A 19,156-nucleotide genomic window follows, 5' to 3' on the forward strand; every position below is an offset into this window, starting at 1 on the left:
GATGAAGTATCACCTCTTCGGCAATGGAAAAGTAACCTTTGGCGTCATCGTGCTCGGCTTCTTCGTGTTGCTGGCGATCTTTGGTGGGCTTTTCCTCGATATCTTCGGATTGAACCCGCGAGCCAACGACATATCTGCGATCTCTCAACCTCCGAGCGCGCAGCACTTATTGGGCACGACCCAGTTCGGTCAAGACGTGCTTGCGCAGGTCGTTGAAGGTGCGAGAGGTTCGATGTTCGTCGGCTTTCTTGCGGCGACTATCGGTACCGCCATTGCGATCGTGGTGGGGGTGCCATCCGGCTACTTCAATGGCATCACCGGGCATTCGCTGAACTTTCTGACGAATCTGTTCCTGGTCATGCCGGTTCTGCCCCTGATCTTCGTGATCGCAGGTTACCTGCAGGGCACAGGTCTCGTCATGATCGCCATCATCATCGGCGTCTTCGGATGGGCAGGCGGTGCCCGCACGCTGCGCGCACAAGCAATGAGTGTGAGCAGCCGTGACTTCGTGCAGGCCATGCGCATGCTCGGCGAATCCCATCGACGCGTTATTTTCACTGAAGTCATGCCGCACCTGTATGGCTGGATCGCGTCGATGTTCCTCGGAGGACTCATCGGGGCGGTCATGGCAGAAGCGGGCCTTGCGTTTTTGGGGGTTTCAGACTCCACTGCGATCAGCTGGGGGACGATGATTCAGTCTGCGCAACAGCAGAGCGCGGTGCTGCGAGGACTGTGGTGGTGGCTCATCCCGCCAGGGCTTTGCATCGCACTCGTGGGAACGGCTGCGTCGCTCATCAATTTCGGGGTCGACGAGCTCGCCAACCCCAAGATGCGATCGGCCTCACGTGCCCTCGTCAAACGCACGTCTGCTGCCCGACGTGCAGCCCTCGCTACGGAAGCTAAATGATGACGATCACTGATGTGAACCTTCAGCGAATCCACGACGTGGACGTTGACCGTGATGTGCTTCTGCAGGTTGACGGACTGTGCGTAGAGTATGCCTCCGCAGGGGAACCGACGCGTGCGTGCACCGATGTGACCTTTGCATTGCGGCGCGGCGAGATTCTCGGCGTCGTCGGCGAGTCCGGCTCGGGCAAATCGACGCTGATCACGGCGCTGACCAGACTTCAGCGCGCTCCAGCCGTGACGTCGGCTGGCAGCATCCTGTACCGGCCGCGAGAGGGCGGCGAAGCGATCGACCTCGTTACGCTGCCGCCGAAGGAGCTTCGAAAGCTGCGCTGGACTCGACTGTCGATCGTCTTGCAAAGTGCCATGGATGCCCTCAACCCGGTTATGCGGGTGGGCGCTCAGTTTGTCGATGTTCTGCGTGAGCACGATCGTTCGCTGAGTAAGGCCGGTGCGTGGGAGGAAGCTCGCCGTCTGCTTGCGCTCGTGGGTATCTCGGCTGACCGTGTACGCAGCTATCCGCACGAGCTCTCCGGCGGAATGCGCCAGCGCGCGACCATTGCGCTCGCACTGGCTTGCCGACCAGAGCTCATCGTGATGGACGAGCCGACGACAGCAGTGGACGTCGTAATGCAGCGCCAGATTCTTGCGCAGGTACTGCGACTTCGACATGAGTTCGGCTTCGCGGTTGTCTTCGTGACGCACGATCTTTCGTTGCTTCTCGAACTCGCCGACCGCATCGCGGTGATGTACGCGGGCCGGATAGTCGAGTTGGCATCCGCAGCCGCGATCTACCGCTCGCCGCTTCATCCTTACACCCGCGGCCTGCGGGATTCCTTCCCGCCACTGCATGCTCCGGTGAGCAGGCTCGAAGGGATTCCGGGAACTCCGCCTGATCTGCGTGCGCTGCCTCCGGGCTGCGCGTTTGCCGACCGTTGTCCGGCAGTGATGGATCGGTGCCGGACCGAGCTTCCGCTACTTACCTTGCACGACTCGCGCGCCGTCGCGTGCCATCTTCACGATGAGGAGATCAGCTCATGACACACGCGGTTCTGGAAGCGGCCGGAGTTTCAAAACACTTCACGGTCACCAACTCGGTCGGAAGTTCTGCGACTGTTCGCGCGGTCGAAAACGCCAGTATTCGGTTAGTGCCTGGCCGGATCACGGCAGTCGTCGGTGAGAGCGGCAGCGGGAAGACGACCCTGGCCCGTCTGCTTGCGCGGTTCTACGAACCCACATCCGGCGAGATCCTTCTCGATGGAAACACGGTTTCTGACGGGCGCTCTGTGCAAAAGCAGTATCGAAAAGATGTGCAGCTGATCTTCCAAGATCCGTTCGGTTCGCTTAATTCTCTGCATCGCGTGCGACACAATCTTGAACGCGCGCTGAGCCTTCACCATGAAAAACTCTCACGGGCGGAGCGTGAGGCTCGCATGATCACGTTGTTGGAGCGCGTGAGCTTGAGCCCGGCGAGAGAGTTCCTCGACAAGTTCCCGCACGAACTTTCTGGAGGTCAGCGCCAGCGTGTTGTCATCGCGCGTGCGCTAGCGGTAGGACCGCGCGTGTTGCTCGGTGACGAACCAATTTCAATGCTTGATGTCTCGATCAGGCTCGAAATGTTGAATCTACTCAACGAGCTCTGCCGTGAAGACGGCCTCGCGATGCTCTACATTACTCACGACATCGCGAGCGCGAGGTACCTCTGCGATGACATCGTCGTGATGTACGCCGGACAAATGGTGGAAGCGGGGCCGAAAGATGAGATCATCTCTCGCCCGCAGCATCCGTATACCAAATTGCTCGTCGAGTCTTCGCCGGATCCGCACCGAGACACGACTGTTGACAGAGATGAGATTTTCGCGGCAGCTGACGAACTGGGCGAGCCGCCGAGTCTGATCGATCCGCCATCGGGTTGCCGGTTTCATCCGCGATGCCCGCTAGCGATGGAGCAATGTCTCACAACCGCGCCGCCGCGAGTTCAGCTCGATTCGGGTCGGTGGGCGGATTGCTGGCTCCACGATGCCGGCCGTGCTGACGAGCTCAGTGAGCATTCGATGACCGAGTTGATTTCTCGCCGACGTAAGGAAACCCGATGACCGATATCACGCCGAGAGAGCCTCGTGCGCGTGCTGCTCGACAGTCAGACGTTGCACGTCTGGCAGGAGTGTCGCAGTCAGCGGTTTCTCGCGTAATTAGCGGAGACCCGTCCGTTTCACGCATTCCGGAGGAGACCCGTAAGCGCATTCAGGAGGCGATTGCGGCGCTAGGTTATGTGCCGAACCCTGTTGCCAGAAATCTCCGCGGGAAGCGCACGCAGTTGCTTGGCGTGCACACTTTCGAACCGCTCTTTCCTAATCCGAGGGAATCCTTCTATTTCGAGTTTCTGCTCGGGATCGAGCAGCGTGCAGAACAGACCGGTCATGATCTCGTGCTCTTCAGCTCGACAGGAGACGGTGCTGGGGCACGGCGAATATATCGAGAAGAAACCAATCGCCTGACGATTGCCGATGGCAGCGTGCTCCTGGGTATGAGCCCTGATCGCGATGAGCTGGCACGGCTATGGCGAGACGGCTACCCCTTCATTCACATCGGACGCCGTGAAGTCGCTGGCGCGCCTTTTCCGTGTGTCGTTCCGGACTATTGGGGCGCTGCAGCCGAGATCGTGCGTCGCCTGTACGACAACGGACACCGATCGATTGTGTATGTGCGCTCGCCCATCGAAGGTGAGCCCTACGACGACCGGCGCTCAGGCTACCGGGAGGCCGTTGAGAGGTTACGCCTGCGCGATGATTCGCCGGGCTTCACCAGCGGAGAAAGAGACCTTCCCGATTCAGTTCTCGAAGATCTCGTGAGCGGGCGAGCGACCGCGGCGGTCGTCGAGTCGGAAGGGCTTGCGGTTTTACTGCACGCGGAGTTGACCCGACGAGGCGTCAGCATTCCGCGCGATGTCTCGGTGGCGGTGCTCGAAGACACGAGCGGCGCGGGAGTGCCGTGGAGCGATCTTCGTATTCCGCGCAAAGAAATTGGCACGATCGCTGTCGACCGCCTTATTGCGATGGTCGAGGACCCGGCCGGACCGCGTGAGAGCGTGCTCGTCGCGTGCGACGCCGTGCACGGCGAAACCATTGCAGCTGCACGAAATGAGAGAGACGCATGAGTCAAACGACACCAGACCTGCTCGTGATCGGTGGCGGCACCGGAGGGGTCGCTGCAGCTCTTGCAGCCCTTCGACTCGGTCGCCGTGTCATCATGACCGAAGAAACCGATTGGCTCGGCGGACAACTCACAAGCCAGGCGGTGCCACCTGATGAGAATGCATGGATGGAAGGGCCCCAGACCTCTCCTAGCTATGCCGATTTTCGGCGACGCGTGCGGGACTACTACCGCAGAAACTATCCGCTGACGACATCTGCGGCATCCGACCCAGCTCTCAATCCGGGGCTCGGAGTGGTAAGCAGGCTCTGCCACGAGCCCAGGGTCGCCGTGGCTGTAATCGATGAGATGCTCGCGCCTTGGCGGGCATCAGGGCACCTCGAGGTGTTGCTACAGCATCGCCCCGTGCACGTCGAGATCGCTGGCGACCTCGTGCGATCTGTCACGGTGCGTGACATCAACGGTGTCGAGCGAACGTTAGCGGCTCCGATCATCGTCGATGCGACTGAACTCGGCGACCTGCTGGAGCTCGGCCACATCGAACACGTCATCGGAGCAGAAGGGCGCGACGACACTGGAGAGCTGCACGCCCCGGAAGTCGCGAACCCTCTTGATCAGCAAGCCGTGTCGTGGTGCTTCGCGCTTGAGTACAGGTCTGGCGAGGACCACGTCGGTGACAAACCCAAACGCTACGATCATTGGCGCACACACGTCGATCCGTTTTGGCCCGGACCGCAGCTGTCGTGGACCGATGTTGAACCCATCGGACTCGCGGTGCGCACGAGGCCCATATTCCAGTCGAGGCCCACGCCTCACGCATCGTTCGACCTGTGGCGGTTCCGCAGGATTCTAGCTGCGGAGAACTTCCGTAATGGAACGATCGATTCTGATGTCTCGCTCGTAAACTGGCCACAGATCGACTACTGGGAGGCGCCGCTTCTCGGCGTCGACGAGGTCTCAGCCCAGCGTGCACTCCACGCCAGCAGAGAATTGTCGGCATCCTTTCTGTACTGGATGCAGACGGAGGCGCCTCGCGAAGATGGTGGCCACGGTTACCGCGGCCTGCGGCTACGTGGTGATATCACAGGAACAGATGACGGATACGCCAAGGCTGTGTACGTGCGCGAGTCGCGACGTGCACTCACCGAGTTTCGCGTCGTGGAGCAACACGTCGGTGTGGAAGCTCGGGGTGCGGGAGCCGGGAGCGAAGTTTTCGACGACAGCGTGGGGCTCGGTCACTACCGTATTGATTTGCATCCGAGCACGGCGGGTCGAACGTACGTTGATATCGAGTCGTACCCGTTCCAGATCCCGCTCGGAGCGCTCCTGCCGGTTCGGGTAGACAACCTGCTTCCTGCCGCGAAAAATATCGGATCTACTCACATTACGAACGGGTGCTATCGACTTCACCCCGTGGAGTGGAGCATCGGCGAAGCAGTCGGCGCTCTCGCGGCATTTGCGCTCGAGCGAGGGTGTCCGCCGCGCGCTGTGCGCGCGGACCGCAGACTTCTTCTCGACTATCAACACGTGCTCACCGCTCGTCTGGGGATCACTCTGCAGTGGCCCGAAGTCGTCCGCACTCATCACTATGTGCCACAGGACGCGCAAGAGTCGAAAGATAGTGTCTCGGTCGGTTAGGACCGAGCGGGCCGGCGGCAACGATGCCGTCAGCGCAGTGCAACAACGCACACTGGAAAGGGAAAGAATATGAAACTATCCCATCGCCCGAGACGCATCCGCGTCATACTCGCGGCACTCGCCGCGACAGCGCTGATAGCGGTGAGTATGCCTGCTGTCGCGAGCGCTGACGAAGATGAAGCGCCAGCCGAGTTGCCCGCGCTTCACGTTGACGGCAACTGGATCACGAACGCAGACGGTGAGGAGGTGACATTACAGGGTGTATCTGTGCTCGCTCCGGAACAAAACGACCTGTGCACATACTGCGATTCCCGTCCCACGTCAGAGTTGATCGAGCTTGCGGCGGAGTGGGGTTCCGGGGTCGTGAGGTTGCCAGTAACCGAAATCGGAGCGACAACGGACCTCGCAGCGTACGACGCTGAGTACATCGCGCCCTATGTCGAGCAGGCCGTTGAGCTCGGGGTTTACCTCATCATCGATCTGCATCTGGTGCGAGACTACGGCGATGCTGCCGGCGGGGTGCCGCGATCGACGGTGTCGCGGTTCTGGGACTATGTCGCACCGATCTACGGCGGCGTTGACAACGTGATCTTTGAAGTGTTCAATGAGCCGATCAATCCGGCGAATTGGGATACGTGGAAGGACTACATCCAGCCTGTTGTCGACAGTATTCGAGAGGATGCTCCGGACACGCTGATATTGATGGGGTCGCCGCAGTGGAGCACGATGCTGAACGGTGCGTTGACCAACCCGATCGAAGATGACAACACCGCGTACGTGTTCCACATCTATCCCAATCAGGGCTCACCCACGACTGCCCTGCTCGACAGCAAATTCGGCAATGCGGCCAACCAACTTGCGGTCGTCATAACCGAATTCGGCTGGAACCCGCCGGGGGAGTTCTCCGACAGCATCACCGCGGGAACTACAACGAGCTGGGGAGTGCCGTTTCGCGAATACCTCGATGCGCACCCCTCGATTGGTTGGCAGGCGTGGATACTCGACAACTTCTGGAAGCCGCAGATGTTCGACTACGACTGGAACTTGCTGGGTGGGGAATATCAGGGCCAGTTCATCAAGGACTGGTTGGCGGGCGAGCCGAATGGATCTCCATGCTCTTCGCATGACGCGGTTGGCGCCTCAGTTCAAGTGTCTTCGCAATACAGCACAGCGTATGGCGGTGAAAACCTCACGGATGGGGACTGCACCAATGCCGGGCGTTGGTTGTCGGCGACGGGCGACACCGCGCCGACGGCCACGGTGTCCCTGGATGCGGCGCAGTACGTGTCGTCGGTGGGTATCTATAGCGGCTACACCGGTGGGAGCGGTGTCGTACTCGTTGATTTCACCGTGGACGTCCACACCACGGCCGGGTGGCAACAGGTCGCGGCAATCACCGGAAATACGTCGAGCGCGCGCGAAGTGGCTGTGGGGATCGCTGACGTTGACGGCGTACGCCTCACGGTGAGCAACCCATCCGCATCAACGACGGAAGTGAAGATCGCTCGAGTCTACGAGCTTGCCATTCACGACTGAAGATGAGGCTGTGCAGCGCTGGTGTGAGCGCTGCACAGCCTCGCTCACTGTTCTTCGCTGGGTGTCGCGAGATCTTCGAACGCGGCCGGCTCTTCTCCCGTGGAGAGTGCGTGTAACAGCACTGCGAGTTTTTGAATGTTCTCAACCGACCACGTGTCGAGCGACTCGGCAAGATGAGAACTGCGTGTTCCGCGCGTTGCCTCGAGTCGAGCGCGCCCTTCAGGCGATGCACTCAAAAGGCTCGAGCGCCCGTCATCCGGGTCTGGTGTTCGTTCGATCAAACCGAGGTCTTCGAGCTGCCGTACAGTTCTGCTGAGCAAGCCCTTATCGATACCTGACCGCTCGGCCAGTGCTGACGACGTCAACGGCCCGCGGCGAGCGATCATCGTGAACATCTTGTATGCGCCGGGGTGCATACCGGGCGAGAAGCGTTCGGCAGCTTCGCGAATAACCGTGCGAAATCGGACGATCAGCTCGCCCATCTCGGCTTCGAGCACCCGCACCGCTTGAGTGCGCGGGTCGGGCGCCGCCGGGTCAGTCGTCAACGCTGGTCTCCTCGGGTGCGGGTGGTTATGGGGGTGGTTGGTGCATCCGTTTCGGGTGATGCGGATGCACCAAGCGTATCCATACCTTCGCTGACAGAAACCGTGGCAAGGTCAGCTTCGCTGGCAGCGATTCGCTCACTTGTCGTCATGCGCGTCAGCGGCTTGTTTGGAATGAAGATGATCGCGATGAGGCTGGCGATCGCGAAAGGAACCGCGATCAGAAACGAGTGCGAGATACCCTGCGCGTAAATGTCTTCAAAGATCACGCGCACTGTGTCGGGCAGGGATGCCACGGCGGGAATGGTGCCGGACTGCAACTGCGCGGCGACTGCGGTTCCGCTGTCGCCGAGACCAGCGATTGCTGCGCTTATCTCTTTGGTGCGATCTGCCACAAGCGAGGTCACGCTCGACGCGAGCGCTGCCCCCATCACTGAGACGCCGATTGTGCCGCCCAGACTCCGGAAGAACGTGACTCCAGAGCTGGCGACACCGATTTCGTTCGGGTTCGAGGTGTTTTGCACGATGAGAACGAGATTCTGCATGGTCATGCCGACTCCGGCGCCGAGGAGAAACATGTACACCGAGACGAGTACGAAGTTCGTGTCGTAGTGAATCGTCGACAGAAGCGAGGCGCCGGCGATGAGCGACACAGCGCCCACGATCAAGAACGGCTTCCATTTTCCGGTGCGGGTGATCAACGCACCGACTCCAACCGACGCGAGGAGAAGTCCTGCGATCATCGGAATCGTCATGAGGCCCGCCTCCGTCGGTGTTGCACCGCGCGCCAACTGCATGTACTGGCTCAAATAGACGGATGCTCCGAACATCGCAATTCCGGTGGCAATCGATGCGATGACGGCGAGGCTGAAGGTGCGGTTCCGAAACAGGGTCAAGGGGATGAGCGGCTCGCGTGCGCGCAGCTCGACGATGACGAAGAGTATGGCGGCGAGAAGGGCGCCGCCCACCATGAGGGCGCTTTGCAGACTCCACCATTCGAAGCTGTCTCCCGCGATCGTTATCCAAATCAGCAGGAGCGAGACGGCGGATGCGAGCAGCACGATGCCGACGTAGTCGATGTGGACCTTGCGTCGAGCGCGTGCCGGAATGTGCAGCGTCCGCTGCAGGATGATGAGTGCGAGGACTGCGAAGGGAAGCGCGACAAAGAAGTTCCAACGCCATCCCCACGTGTCGGTGATCACCCCACCGAGAAGCGGGCCGCCGACCGTGGCGACGGCGAGTACCGCACCGAACAATCCCATGTAGCGGCCGCGCTCGCGCGGGCTGATGATGTCGGCCATGATGACCTGACTGAGGGCGGCCAGTCCACCTGCGCCGAGGCCCTGGATCGCGCGGAAGGCGATCAGTGTCGTGGTGTCTTGCGAGAATCCGGCGGCAGCCGTCGCGAGAACAAAGATCACGATCGCGATCTGGATGAGCAGCTTGCGATTAAACAGGTCGGCAAGCTTTCCCCACACCGGCGTGGAGATCGCGGTGGTCAGAAGAGTCGCCGTCACGACCCAGGTATACGCCGCTTGATTCCCCTCGAGGTCATGGATGATGACGGGGAGTGACGAGGATACGACAGTGGATGCAAGCATCGAGACGAACATGCCGAGCAGCAGGCCCGACAGTGCTTCGAGGACTTTCCGGTGCGACATCGCGGGGGCTGATCCGCTAGCGGCTGTCGCGTCAAGTGAAGTGGCCATGCAATGACTTCCTGAAGATGTGTAGGCGCGACGACACTGGCGCAGATAGTTGACTGAAATCAACTATACATCCGTTTGGTTGACTCGGGTCAACTAAACGGATGTGGTTTGCGCCGTCGCGTGTGACGCGGGGGCCTCAGCGACTAGTCGCCAAGTGCGAGTGCGCGGAAGAGGTCGCGAGACGCGGAGGGTGTCTTGATCGCACTGGTTGCAACCGGTGCGACGGGTTGCGGCATCCGCGCACGAGTTCCCATCGTTCGGTGGTGGAGCTCGTCGATCAGGCTTGTTGCGAGTTCCACAAGCTTGGCGATCTCGGCGTCGTCGCGGTCGACCCAAGCACACCGGGGCTCGTCGTCAATCGGAACAAAGTCAGCGTGCTGCTCCCAGGCGACGAGAGTGCGCTCGGCGCCGAGCACGTGCTGTTGCCACCACACCTGACGAAGGTAGGGACGAGGGATTGAGCGCCACGCTTTATTCGTCGTCTTGATCTCCGCCAAGATAATCCGTCCTTGGCTGTCTAACCCGACGCCATCGGGTGTTGCGAGATGGCGTTTTTCGATCTCGGCGTGAAACAGCGCGGATGACGGGACAATGCCGTGAGTAGCGGCAACCCACGAGGCGATCTCAGGCTCACGGCGGCGGCCATGATCGGTGTACGCATTTCCTGAAAACCCGGAGCCCATGAGCTTCGCGTCTGCTGCCCGTTGGATTGATTTCTCGGTAGTGAGACCCGCTACATCTGTCGCGGTGATCCCGCGCGAGCGAGCCCGAATCCAGGCGACACGGTCGCGGGAATCCGCGACGATACGTGCGGCGAGTTCGGGTGTCACTATTCGAGGCTAACCGTGACTTCCGGATTGCGCCGAACGCACGCCGTCGCGTCGAAAGAACGGCATGGCGTTGAAGACAGGCCGTGTCTTCGTCGTGAAGCCGCGCGCTCGGCACCTCTCCACATGCGGGAGTGAAAATAAGGTGCTCAACAGAAAGACAGTCGAATGGGCGCGAGTGAAATGCGCTCAGAGAGAGTTGGCAGATGCCGCGACATCTGGCGAGATCCAAGATTGAGACTGCCCTTGTCATGTGGAGCACGCTGCGTGACGCGGGATGGAGTGAACGAAGTATCCGGGCAGCAGTGGCAGAGGGCGCCTTGCATCGGGTGCGGCGCGGTATTTATGTCACTGGAACGCTTTGGCGCGAATTATGGCCGGAGTCGCGCCACCTGCTGCACACACTTGCTGTCCTGCGTGCGAGTAACAGCGAGGCTGTTGTTGCCTCTCACTCCTCCGCGGCTGTATTGCATGGGCTACCGCTCTATCGGGTGCCCACACCGCGGGTGCACCTCACCGTCGGGCCGGACGTACGCATCTCTTCGTCTCCGGACGTGATGCGTCACGTGGCTGACGTGGATGCGGCGGATGTCGTCGTCCGCTTCGGTCATCGGTGCACGAGCTTGGAGCGAACCGTCTTCGATCTCGCTTGCACTCTCAACGTTGAAGCCGCTACCGCTAGCGCCGACGCGGCCCTACGCAGCGTGGCTCTGGCGGGGAATCTGTACGACGAAATTGAGGCCGAAAAGTGGCGCAGCAAAATGATCACTCGCGCGGCAGCAACGGGTGTTCGCGGCATCCGTTCAGCAAGGAGAGTCGTCGAATTCTGCGATGGCAGGGCGCAACTTCCGGGCGAAAGCGTGAGTCGAGTGCAGCTTGCGCGTCTCGGCTTCGTGAATGTGCGGCTGCAGGTACCTGTTGCCGCACCCGGGGGTGGTTCGTACTATCTCGACTTTGAACTGGGAAAAGAAGCATTTGGCGAATTTGATGGCAAAGACAAGTATCTGGATGAAGCGATGCGCTCGGGGCGAACCATTGAGCAGGTCTTGCTGGCGGAGAAATCCCGGGAAGACTGGATCCGCGGCGCAACTCAGCGAAAATTCGCACGCTGGGGCCATGAGCACATCCGAACTCCACAAGATCTGGCGCAACGGCTTTCTAGTTTCCATATCTTTCCGAACTAGCGCTGCGAGGCAAGTGCCCTCGAGACCGCGGGCTGCCGCCGAGTGAGCGAGATCGCTGCGGTCGGAAGTCGTTCACTAGACAGGATGCCGTGCACTCAGCGGTTGGTTTCGGTGTGGCGTGTCGATGGGGTACTATTGGCGTATCCGAAGACCGCTGGTCATTGGCGCCTGAGAAATCAGGCTCCAATCGAAGCTCTGCAATGCAGGGGCCCGCGCAGGCATCACGAACGAATTTCCTCAACGGGAACCGAAGCTCCGTGCGCTTGCGCCGGAGCTTTTCTTATTGCGGTGCCAGTGTCTCCGGCGGCGCTCCGCCTCCGCGGGGTGTCACGTACACACAAGGAGTGGCCATGGCGCAGAAGGATGCAACGGTTGCCGAGCTCACGAAGAACTTCGAGGACTCGACCGCTGTTCTGCTGACCGAGTACCGCGGTCTGACGGTTGCCGAGCTCAAAGAGCTACGCAACAACATTCGTCAGGACGCGGAATACGCCGTGGTGAAGAACACGCTGACCAAGATTGCCGCTGAAAAGGCTGGCATCTCGGGTCTGGACGACGACCTTAAGGGTCCGTCGGCTATTGCTTTCGTGCACGGTGACCCTGTCGCCGTCGCAAAGGGCTTGCGCGCCTTCGCCAAGGCACACCCTCTTCTGGTTATCAAGGGCGGCTACTTCGACGGTGCCGCACTTTCCGCAGAAGAGGTCAACAAGCTCGCTGACCTCGAAAGCCGTGAAGTCCTGCTGGCAAAGCTTGCCGGTGCGATGAAGGCTTCGATGTTTGGCGCTGCCTATCTGTTCAATGCACCGCTGTCGAAGGCCGTTCGTACGGTCGACGCGCTGCGTGAAAAGCAGGAATCCGCAGCCTGATTTACGGCCCGCGGCTAGTCGAAACCCCAAATAAGGAGATACAACATGGCAAAGCTCAGCACTGACGAGCTGCTCGAAGCCTTCAAGGAGCTCACGCTCATCGAACTCAGCGAGTTCGTGAAGAAGTTCGAGGAGACCTTCGAGGTCACCGCTGCCGCTCCCGTCGCCGTTGCTGCCGCTCCGGCCGCCGGTGGAGCCGGAGCTGAAGAGGTTGAAGAGAAGGACTCCTTCGACGTCATCCTCGAGTCGGTTGGCGACAAGAAGATCCAGGTCATCAAGGTCGTTCGCGAGCTCACCTCGCTCGGCCTCGGTGAGGCAAAGGCTGTCGTCGACGGTGCTCCCAAGCCCGTCCTCGAAGGCGCCAACAAGGAGACCGCCGAGAAGGCAAAGGCCACCCTCGAAGAGGCTGGCGCGACGGTTACCCTCAAGTAATCTCGTTCTCTTAAAAAGAACCCCGGATGCTTCGGCATCCGGGGTTCTTTTTATGACCCCTCACCTCCGTAGATGAGAGCGAGATGAGAAAGTTCTCCTCCGATGTTCACCCGAGCGACATTTTTCGGCAAAAGTGCGTAGCTGTCCGGCGCATAGCCTCTGATGGTTCGTGTCGAGGAAATCATCGGGAGATTCATGTTCAGCTCACAGCAGTCGCGCTCGCGTAGCGTGCTTGCAGTAGGCATCGGCGCCACACTCGCAGGGGGAATGCTCTTTCCTTTGCCAGCGATGGCAGCCGATGGCTCAGACGTCATCATCAACGAGGCTTACCTGAAGGGCGGGAGTGCTGGCGCACCGTTCACCAACAAGTTCGTTGAGCTTTACAACGCGGGAGATGTTGCTCAAGACCTCTCCGGATGGTCGCTGCAGTATCGCTCAGCGGGCGGAACCGGGGCGGCTAATGGCGTCTTGACACTCGAAGGATCGATAGACGCTGGTGACTACTTCCTTATCGGGTTGGGGAGTAACGGCGCGAACGGTGCGGCTCTGCCGACTCCCGACCTGACGGGGACCTCCGTGAATCCGGGTGGACAGAACGGCACACTCTGGTTGGCTGACACGACCTCTGCACTCAGCCCCGCAGTCGGTTCAAACGTGGGAGCGGCGGATATCGTCGATCTCATCGGCTATGGCTCCTCGAACACGTACGAAACCGCGGTTGGTCCCGACGCCGGTGGTAACCCGACTCCCAATTCGCTCGTTCGCACGAACTTCGGTGACAGCGACAACAATGCCGCCGACATCACCGTCGCGACCACAGTGACGCCACAGGCGTCGTCAGGTTCGAGCGAACCGTCCCCGGAGCCGACGGAAACCGCGTCACCGGAACCCACCGCAACCGCATCGCCGGAGCCGACGACCCCGGCTGAGCCAACAATGACGTCGATCAGGGAAATTCAGGGCACCGGTGCTGCGAGTCCGCTCGCCGGGCAGACCGTCACGACGCGTGGTGTTGTGACAGCCGCGTATCCTACGGGCGGTTTCAACGGTTTCTACATACAGACACCGGGTACCGGTGGCGCGCTCGATATGGCGACGCACGCGGCGTCTGAAGCTGTGTTTATCTACGGCTCGCAGGCGACCGCAAAGGTGAATATCGGCGACTACGTCGAGGTCACTGGCCCCGTCAGCGAGTACAACGGTACGACTGAGATCTCGCCTTCGGCAGCCAACGTGACAGTGCTCGACGAAGATTTTGCCGGTGTCTCAGCGGCCGACGTTGCCTGGCCTGAGAGCGAAGAAGCCCGCGAGACTCTCGAGGGAATGCTCGTAGCCCCCCAGGGCGACTTCACCGTGAGCGACACTTACAGCACCAACTACTACGCATCGATCGGCCTCGCGTCGGGCACGACGCCCCTGATGACGCCGACCGAGATTGCGAAGCCCGGCAGTGCGGAATATGACGCCGCAGTGACCGACAACGCAGCTCGGGCGGTGACACTCGACGATGGTGCATCGATCAATTTCAACTCCTCGGCGAACAAGAGCATCCCGTTGCCGTATCTTTCGACTACCGACCCCGTGCGCGTGGGTGCCGCAGTGAGCTTCACCGCGCCAGTGATCGTGGAATATCGCAACTCCGGGTGGAACTTCCAGCCCACCCAGCACCTCACGGCCGACAACGCGTCAACTGTGCAGCCCGCGACGTTCGAAAACACGCGCACCGCATCACCCGCAGACGTCGGTGGTGATATCCAGATCGCAAGTTTCAACGTGCTCAACTACTTCACCACGACCGGTGAGGATGCTGTAGCGCTCGGCTCATCGTGCTCTTACTACAACGACCGCGCCGGAAACAAGGTCACCGTCAACAACTGCAGCGGAACCGCCGCAGTTCGAGGCGCTGCAGATGACGCGAACCTTGCGCGCCAGCAGGCGAAGATCGTCTCGGCGATCAACGGCCTGGACGCTGAGGTTGTCTCGCTCGAAGAGATCGAGAACTCGACCATCGCCGGCGAAGACCGCGACTCGGCTGTGGCCGAACTCGTGGGCGCGCTCAACGATGATGCTGGTAGCGACGTGTGGGACTACGCACGCACGCCCGACGCAGTTCCCACGGGCGAAGACGTGATTCGTACCGCATTCATCTATAAGAAGGCTGTTGTCGAGCCCGTCGGCGACTCAGTCATCGACGATGACGCTGCTTTCAGCAATGCGCGCTACCCACTCGCTCAGGCATTCAAGCCTGTCGGTGGTACCGAAGATGACACATTCCTCGCGATCGTGAACCACTTCAAGTCGAAGGGTTCGGGTGAAGGCGAAAACGCTGACCAGGGCGACGGTCAGGGCGCATCGAACGCGGCGCGAGTTGCGCAGGCTGAAGCGCTCGTCGACTTCTCTGCTGAGCTTCAGCTTGAGGTTGGTACCGACGACGTCTTCCTCATCGGTGACTTCAACTCCTATACGCAAGAAGATCCGATGCAGGTCTTCTACGAAGCGGGATACGTCGACCAGGGCTCGAAGACAGACAAGTACACCTACTCTTTCAGCGGCCAGAGCGGATCACTGGACCACATCCTGGCCTCTTCGGCTGCGGATGACATGGTGACCGGCGTCGACATCTGGAACATCAACTCTGGTGAGTCGATCGCTCTTGAGTACAGTCGCTACAACTACAACGCGACCATCTTCTATGACAAGTCACCGTATCGCTCCAGCGATCACGACCCCGTCGTTGTCGGTCTCGACCTCGATGCAGCTGACGCTACTGTCGAGCTCAACTTGTTGAATATCAATGATTTTCATGGTCGTATCGATGCGAATACGGTGAAGTTTGCGGGCACGATTGAGCAGTTGCGTGCGGAGTATGGCGATGAGAACACGTTGTTCTTGTCTGCGGGTGACAATATTGGGGCGTCGTTGTTCGCGTCGTCGTCTGCTGATGATCAGCCGACGTTGGATGTGTTGAACGCTTTGGGTCTTGCGGCGTCTGCTGTGGGTAATCACGAGTTCGATAAGGGTGTTGGTGATCTGACGGGTCGGGTGTCGGATGAGGCTGATTTCTCGTATTTGGCGGCGAATGTGTATGACGCGTCGGGTGATCCGATCATGGATGAGTACGCCTTGTTCGAGGTGGATGGTCTGACTGTTGCTGTCATTGGTGCGATTACTGAGGAGACGCCGGCTTTGGTGTCGCCTGGTGGGATTTCGGGATTGACGTTTGGGGATCCTGTCGAGGCCGTTAACCGTGTTGCGGCTGAGCTTGAGGGCACGGCGGATGTCATCATCGCTGAGTATCACGAGGGTTCTACCGATGGTGTTGCGGAGAACGCGACGATCGAGCAAGAGATCGCGGCGGGTGGTGCGTTTGCGGATATCGTGACGAAGACTTCGGCGTCGGTGGATGCGATCTTCACCGGTCACACGCATAAGCAGTATGCGTGGGATGGTCCGATTCCGGGTTCTGAGGGCACGCGTCCGGTGGTTCAGACGGGTAGCTATGGCGAGAACATTGGTCAGGTTGTGCTCGAGGTTGATCCGGTCACGGGCGATGTTGAGGCGTACGAGGCGAAGAACGTGGCACGGTCAAAGACGGCGGACGCTGATCTGATCGCGACGTATCCGCGGGTTGCTGAGGTGTCGACGATTGTGAACGATGCTCTCGACAAGGCCGCTGTTATCGGCGAGCAGGTCAAGGGCTCGGTCGCCGCTGATATCACGACGGCGTTCACGGAAGGGTCGTACGTTGACGGTGTCTGGACGGGGGCGAAGCGTGATGATCGTGCGTCGCAGTCGACGTTGGGGAACCTTGTTGCGGATTCGTTGGTGTCGAGCTTGTCGAGTGCGGATCGTGGTGGTGCGGAGATTGGGATGGTGAACCCTGGTGGTTTGCGTTCTGATCTTCTCTATGGCGAAGACGGTGCGATCACGTATGCGGAAGCGAATGCGGTGTTGCCGTTCGTGAACAACTTGTGGACGACGACTTTGACGGGTGCGCAGTTCAAGGCGGTTCTTGAGCAGCAGTGGCAGCCGGAGGGTGCGAGTCGTTCGTATCTTGCGTTGGGTTTGTCGGACAACGTTCGGTATACGTATGACAAGTCCGCGCCGCGGGGTGAGCACATCACGGGTGTGTGGATTGATGGGGAACCGATTGATCCGGCGGGTGAGTACCGTGTGGGTTCGTTCAGCTTCTTGCTGCAGGGTGGCGACAACTTCACCGTGTTGGCAGAGGGCGCGGATACGAAGGACTCCGGTTTGATTGACCGGGATGCGTGGATTTCGTATCTGGAAGAGAACCCGGGGCTTGAGCCTGATTTCGCGAGCCGGAGTGCTGAGATCACGGGTGTTCCTGAGACGGTGAAGGTTGGTGACACGGTGTCGTTGCGGGTGTCGGGTATCAATCTGACGTCGCTGGGGAGCCCGGAGAACACGGTGTTGGAAGCATCCATTGGTGACACGGTGTTTGCACCGTTCACGGTTACTGGTGGTGTGGCGACGGTGGAGTTCACTGTTCCGGAATCGGCCGTGGGGGAGAGTGTTCTGAGTCTTGTCGCGACGGATAGTGGGACGCAGATCTCGGTGCCGCTGACCGTGACCGGGGCAACAGTGCCCACCGACCCCACCGAACCCACCGAACCCACCGACCCCACCGACCCCACCGATCCAACCGATCCCGGCACCGGACTACCCAGTACCGGCGGCAACGAGCAGCCGACGACAATGCCGACTCCTGCGACAGATGCGGAACTCACAGCCGCACTCTCGGGCGAGATCAGCATCGAATCGGGTGAACTGGTGCCTGGCGGCATGGTGACGGTGAACGTCGGCACCAAGTACGCCGGCGAGTGGGTCACGGTGTGGCTTCACTCCACACCGCAGCAGCTGATGGATATCAACGGCAATGGATGGCTGCAGGTCTCGACCGCGGGAACTGTCACAGTGCAGCTCCCCGCGGGTATGACCGGTGATCATCGACTCGTCGTGCTTGACGCTGATGGCAATGTCATCGGTTGGCAAGCCATCACGATCGAGAGCAAGAGCGCGCTTGCCACGACCGGTGGCGACTTCAGCCAGACCGGTGGGTTGCTGCTTGCAATCATGCTGCTGCTAGGCCTCGGCCTGACAGCGCGCGTTGTCGCAACGCGTCGCGCGTAGAACACAACACAGCAAAAGGCCCCGTCCTCGCGGCGGGGCCTTTTGCTGTCCTCCGCCCGGCCCGCTGCTACACCGAGGCTGTGATGGCAGACGCGGTCGGATCAATCGCGGCGGTGGAATTGCGCACGATGAGTCGCGCCGGCAGTCGCTCGAACACCGCGGGGAGATCAGGATGGGTGATCTGATCGAGTAGCAGCCGAGCAGCGCGCGCGCCCTGCTCTCGGGGCACCTGTTCCAGGGTTGTCAGCGAGAACATCTCGGCGTACTCATGGTCGTCGATTCCCACGACGCTCAGCGCGGTCGGCACAGTTATTCCGAGGCGCCGTGCAGCGATGATTGCCCCGATTGCCACTTCGTCGCAGACAGCGACAATTCCAGTCGGACGGCTGGCATCGCTCAAAAGATTAACCGCGGACGAGTAACCACCTGGCAGCGTCACCTCCGAGGGGACATGGCGGATCGCATCGGCCAAGCCTGCATCTTTCATCGACATCTCGTAGCCGCGCAGACGGGCGCGGTCGACGTGTGCCCAGCTATGAGGATCGCCGGCACCCAGGAAGACAATGCTTCGATGACCAAGCGCAATAAGGTGCTCGGTTGCACGCTGGGCGGCACGTACATCGTCTATCGCGACGCCGCTCGTCTCTTCGTCTTTGCCCACGACGCTCACAATGGGTCTTCCGATCGCGACAAGACGCTCTAACTCGTCGTGCACTGGCTCGAGCCCGACAGCTATGAGTCCGTCAAATCGCTTGCGTGCTAAAAAGTCATCGAAGACCCTGGCGCGCTCGACGGTACCGGGTTTCGCGTCGTAGAGCGTGAGGTCGAAGCCTTCGCTCAAGAGCGTTGATTGAATTCCTTCGAGCACTTCTGCGAAGAACCAACGGTTCGCATATGGCATGATCACGCCGATATTGCGAGTGCGCCCGGTTGCAAGACTCACAGCGCTCGTCGAGGGCACGTATCCGAGAGCAGCGGCAGCCGCGATCACGCGTTCGCGGGTATCAGGGGAGACATAACCCGCACCGCTGAGAGCCCGGCTGGCTGTTGACTTCGACACGCCCGCGCGCACAGCGACATCAGTGATCCCGCTCATGATCTCAGCGCTTTCTCCAGTGATAGGCCGATGGCAGTTGTCGCTCACAGTACTGGTGAAAAGCGAAACACGCAACCGGTTCCACACGACTCGACCCGGTACCGAGAGCGCTC

Annotated in this window: 14 protein-coding genes; 10 read left to right on the plus strand and 4 right to left on the minus strand. The window is 60.4% G+C overall.

Annotated features, from left to right (window positions below; genetic code table 11):
* Position 1: 1 nt before the first annotated feature.
* The 6 genes from G6N83_RS09610 (at position 2) to G6N83_RS09635 (ending at position 7,233) form a co-directional block, all read left to right on the plus strand.
* Positions 2-907 (plus strand): ABC transporter permease, encoded by a 906-nt coding sequence (locus G6N83_RS09610; RefSeq protein ID WP_165141542.1) that lies wholly within the window; start codon positions 2-4, stop codon positions 905-907.
* Entirely contained in the window at positions 904-1,947 is a 1,044-nt protein-coding gene (locus tag G6N83_RS09615; protein ID WP_206535803.1) for an ABC transporter ATP-binding protein, read from the plus strand. The genes G6N83_RS09610 and G6N83_RS09615 overlap by 4 nt, the downstream gene beginning before the upstream one ends.
* Positions 1,944-3,002, plus strand: coding sequence for an ABC transporter ATP-binding protein (locus tag G6N83_RS09620; RefSeq protein ID WP_165141544.1), 1,059 nt, complete (start codon positions 1,944-1,946; stop codon positions 3,000-3,002). Before G6N83_RS09615 ends, G6N83_RS09620 begins: the two co-directional genes overlap by 4 nt.
* Positions 2,999-4,063, plus strand: a complete 1,065-nt coding sequence (locus G6N83_RS09625; RefSeq protein ID WP_165141546.1) for a LacI family DNA-binding transcriptional regulator — start codon at positions 2,999-3,001, stop codon at positions 4,061-4,063. The genes G6N83_RS09620 and G6N83_RS09625 overlap by 4 nt, the downstream gene beginning before the upstream one ends.
* Positions 4,060-5,697: an FAD-dependent oxidoreductase gene (locus G6N83_RS09630; protein ID WP_165141548.1), complete on the plus strand. Its 1,638-nt coding sequence runs from the start codon at positions 4,060-4,062 to the stop codon at positions 5,695-5,697. Before G6N83_RS09625 ends, G6N83_RS09630 begins: the two co-directional genes overlap by 4 nt.
* 69 nt (positions 5,698-5,766) lie before the next feature.
* Positions 5,767-7,233 (plus strand): glycoside hydrolase family 5 protein, encoded by a 1,467-nt coding sequence (locus G6N83_RS09635; RefSeq protein ID WP_165141550.1) that lies wholly within the window; start codon positions 5,767-5,769, stop codon positions 7,231-7,233.
* 44 nt (positions 7,234-7,277) lie between these two features.
* On the opposite strand, the gene G6N83_RS09640 is transcribed toward G6N83_RS09635, so the two are convergent.
* The 3 genes from G6N83_RS09640 to G6N83_RS09650 all read right to left on the minus strand — a co-directional run bounded on the left by G6N83_RS09640 (position 7,278) and on the right by G6N83_RS09650 (position 10,314).
* Positions 7,278-7,778: a MarR family winged helix-turn-helix transcriptional regulator gene (locus tag G6N83_RS09640; protein ID WP_241246170.1), complete on the minus strand. Its 501-nt coding sequence runs from the start codon at positions 7,776-7,778 to the stop codon at positions 7,278-7,280.
* The gene (locus G6N83_RS09645; protein ID WP_241246173.1) at positions 7,775-9,484 is read right to left on the minus strand and encodes an MDR family MFS transporter; all 1,710 of its coding nucleotides are present in this window, start codon (positions 9,482-9,484) and stop codon (positions 7,775-7,777) included. The genes G6N83_RS09640 and G6N83_RS09645 overlap by 4 nt, the downstream gene beginning before the upstream one ends.
* A 143-nt stretch (positions 9,485-9,627) precedes the next feature.
* Positions 9,628-10,314 carry a YqaJ viral recombinase family protein gene (locus G6N83_RS09650; protein WP_165141552.1) on the minus strand — a complete coding sequence of 229 codons (687 nt, stop codon included), beginning with the start codon at positions 10,312-10,314 and terminating at the stop codon, positions 9,628-9,630.
* A gap of 203 nt (positions 10,315-10,517) precedes the next feature.
* Here G6N83_RS09650 and G6N83_RS09655 point away from each other — a divergent pair, with 203 nt between their 5' ends.
* The 4 genes from G6N83_RS09655 (at position 10,518) to G6N83_RS09670 (ending at position 17,947) form a co-directional block, all read left to right on the plus strand.
* On the plus strand, positions 10,518-11,495 hold the full coding sequence (locus tag G6N83_RS09655; protein ID WP_165141554.1) for a type IV toxin-antitoxin system AbiEi family antitoxin domain-containing protein: 978 nt from the start codon (positions 10,518-10,520) through the stop codon (positions 11,493-11,495).
* A 350-nt stretch (positions 11,496-11,845) separates the two neighbouring features.
* Positions 11,846-12,361, plus strand: a complete 516-nt coding sequence (gene rplJ / locus G6N83_RS09660; protein ID WP_165141556.1) for a 50S ribosomal protein L10 — start codon at positions 11,846-11,848, stop codon at positions 12,359-12,361.
* 45 nt (positions 12,362-12,406) lie between these two features.
* On the plus strand, positions 12,407-12,793 hold the full coding sequence (gene rplL / locus G6N83_RS09665) for a 50S ribosomal protein L7/L12 (protein ID WP_165141558.1): 387 nt from the start codon (positions 12,407-12,409) through the stop codon (positions 12,791-12,793).
* A gap of 162 nt (positions 12,794-12,955) precedes the next feature.
* On the plus strand, positions 12,956-17,947 hold the full coding sequence (locus G6N83_RS09670; RefSeq protein ID WP_241246175.1) for an ExeM/NucH family extracellular endonuclease: 4,992 nt from the start codon (positions 12,956-12,958) through the stop codon (positions 17,945-17,947).
* A 67-nt stretch (positions 17,948-18,014) separates the two neighbouring features.
* On the opposite strand, the gene G6N83_RS09675 is transcribed toward G6N83_RS09670, so the two are convergent.
* Positions 18,015-19,043: a LacI family DNA-binding transcriptional regulator gene (locus G6N83_RS09675; RefSeq protein ID WP_165141560.1), complete on the minus strand. Its 1,029-nt coding sequence runs from the start codon at positions 19,041-19,043 to the stop codon at positions 18,015-18,017.
* Positions 19,044-19,156 lie beyond the last annotated feature (113 nt).

The organism is Microbacterium endophyticum (assembly GCF_011047135.1).
GTDB lineage: Bacteria > Actinomycetota > Actinomycetes > Actinomycetales > Microbacteriaceae > Microbacterium > Microbacterium endophyticum.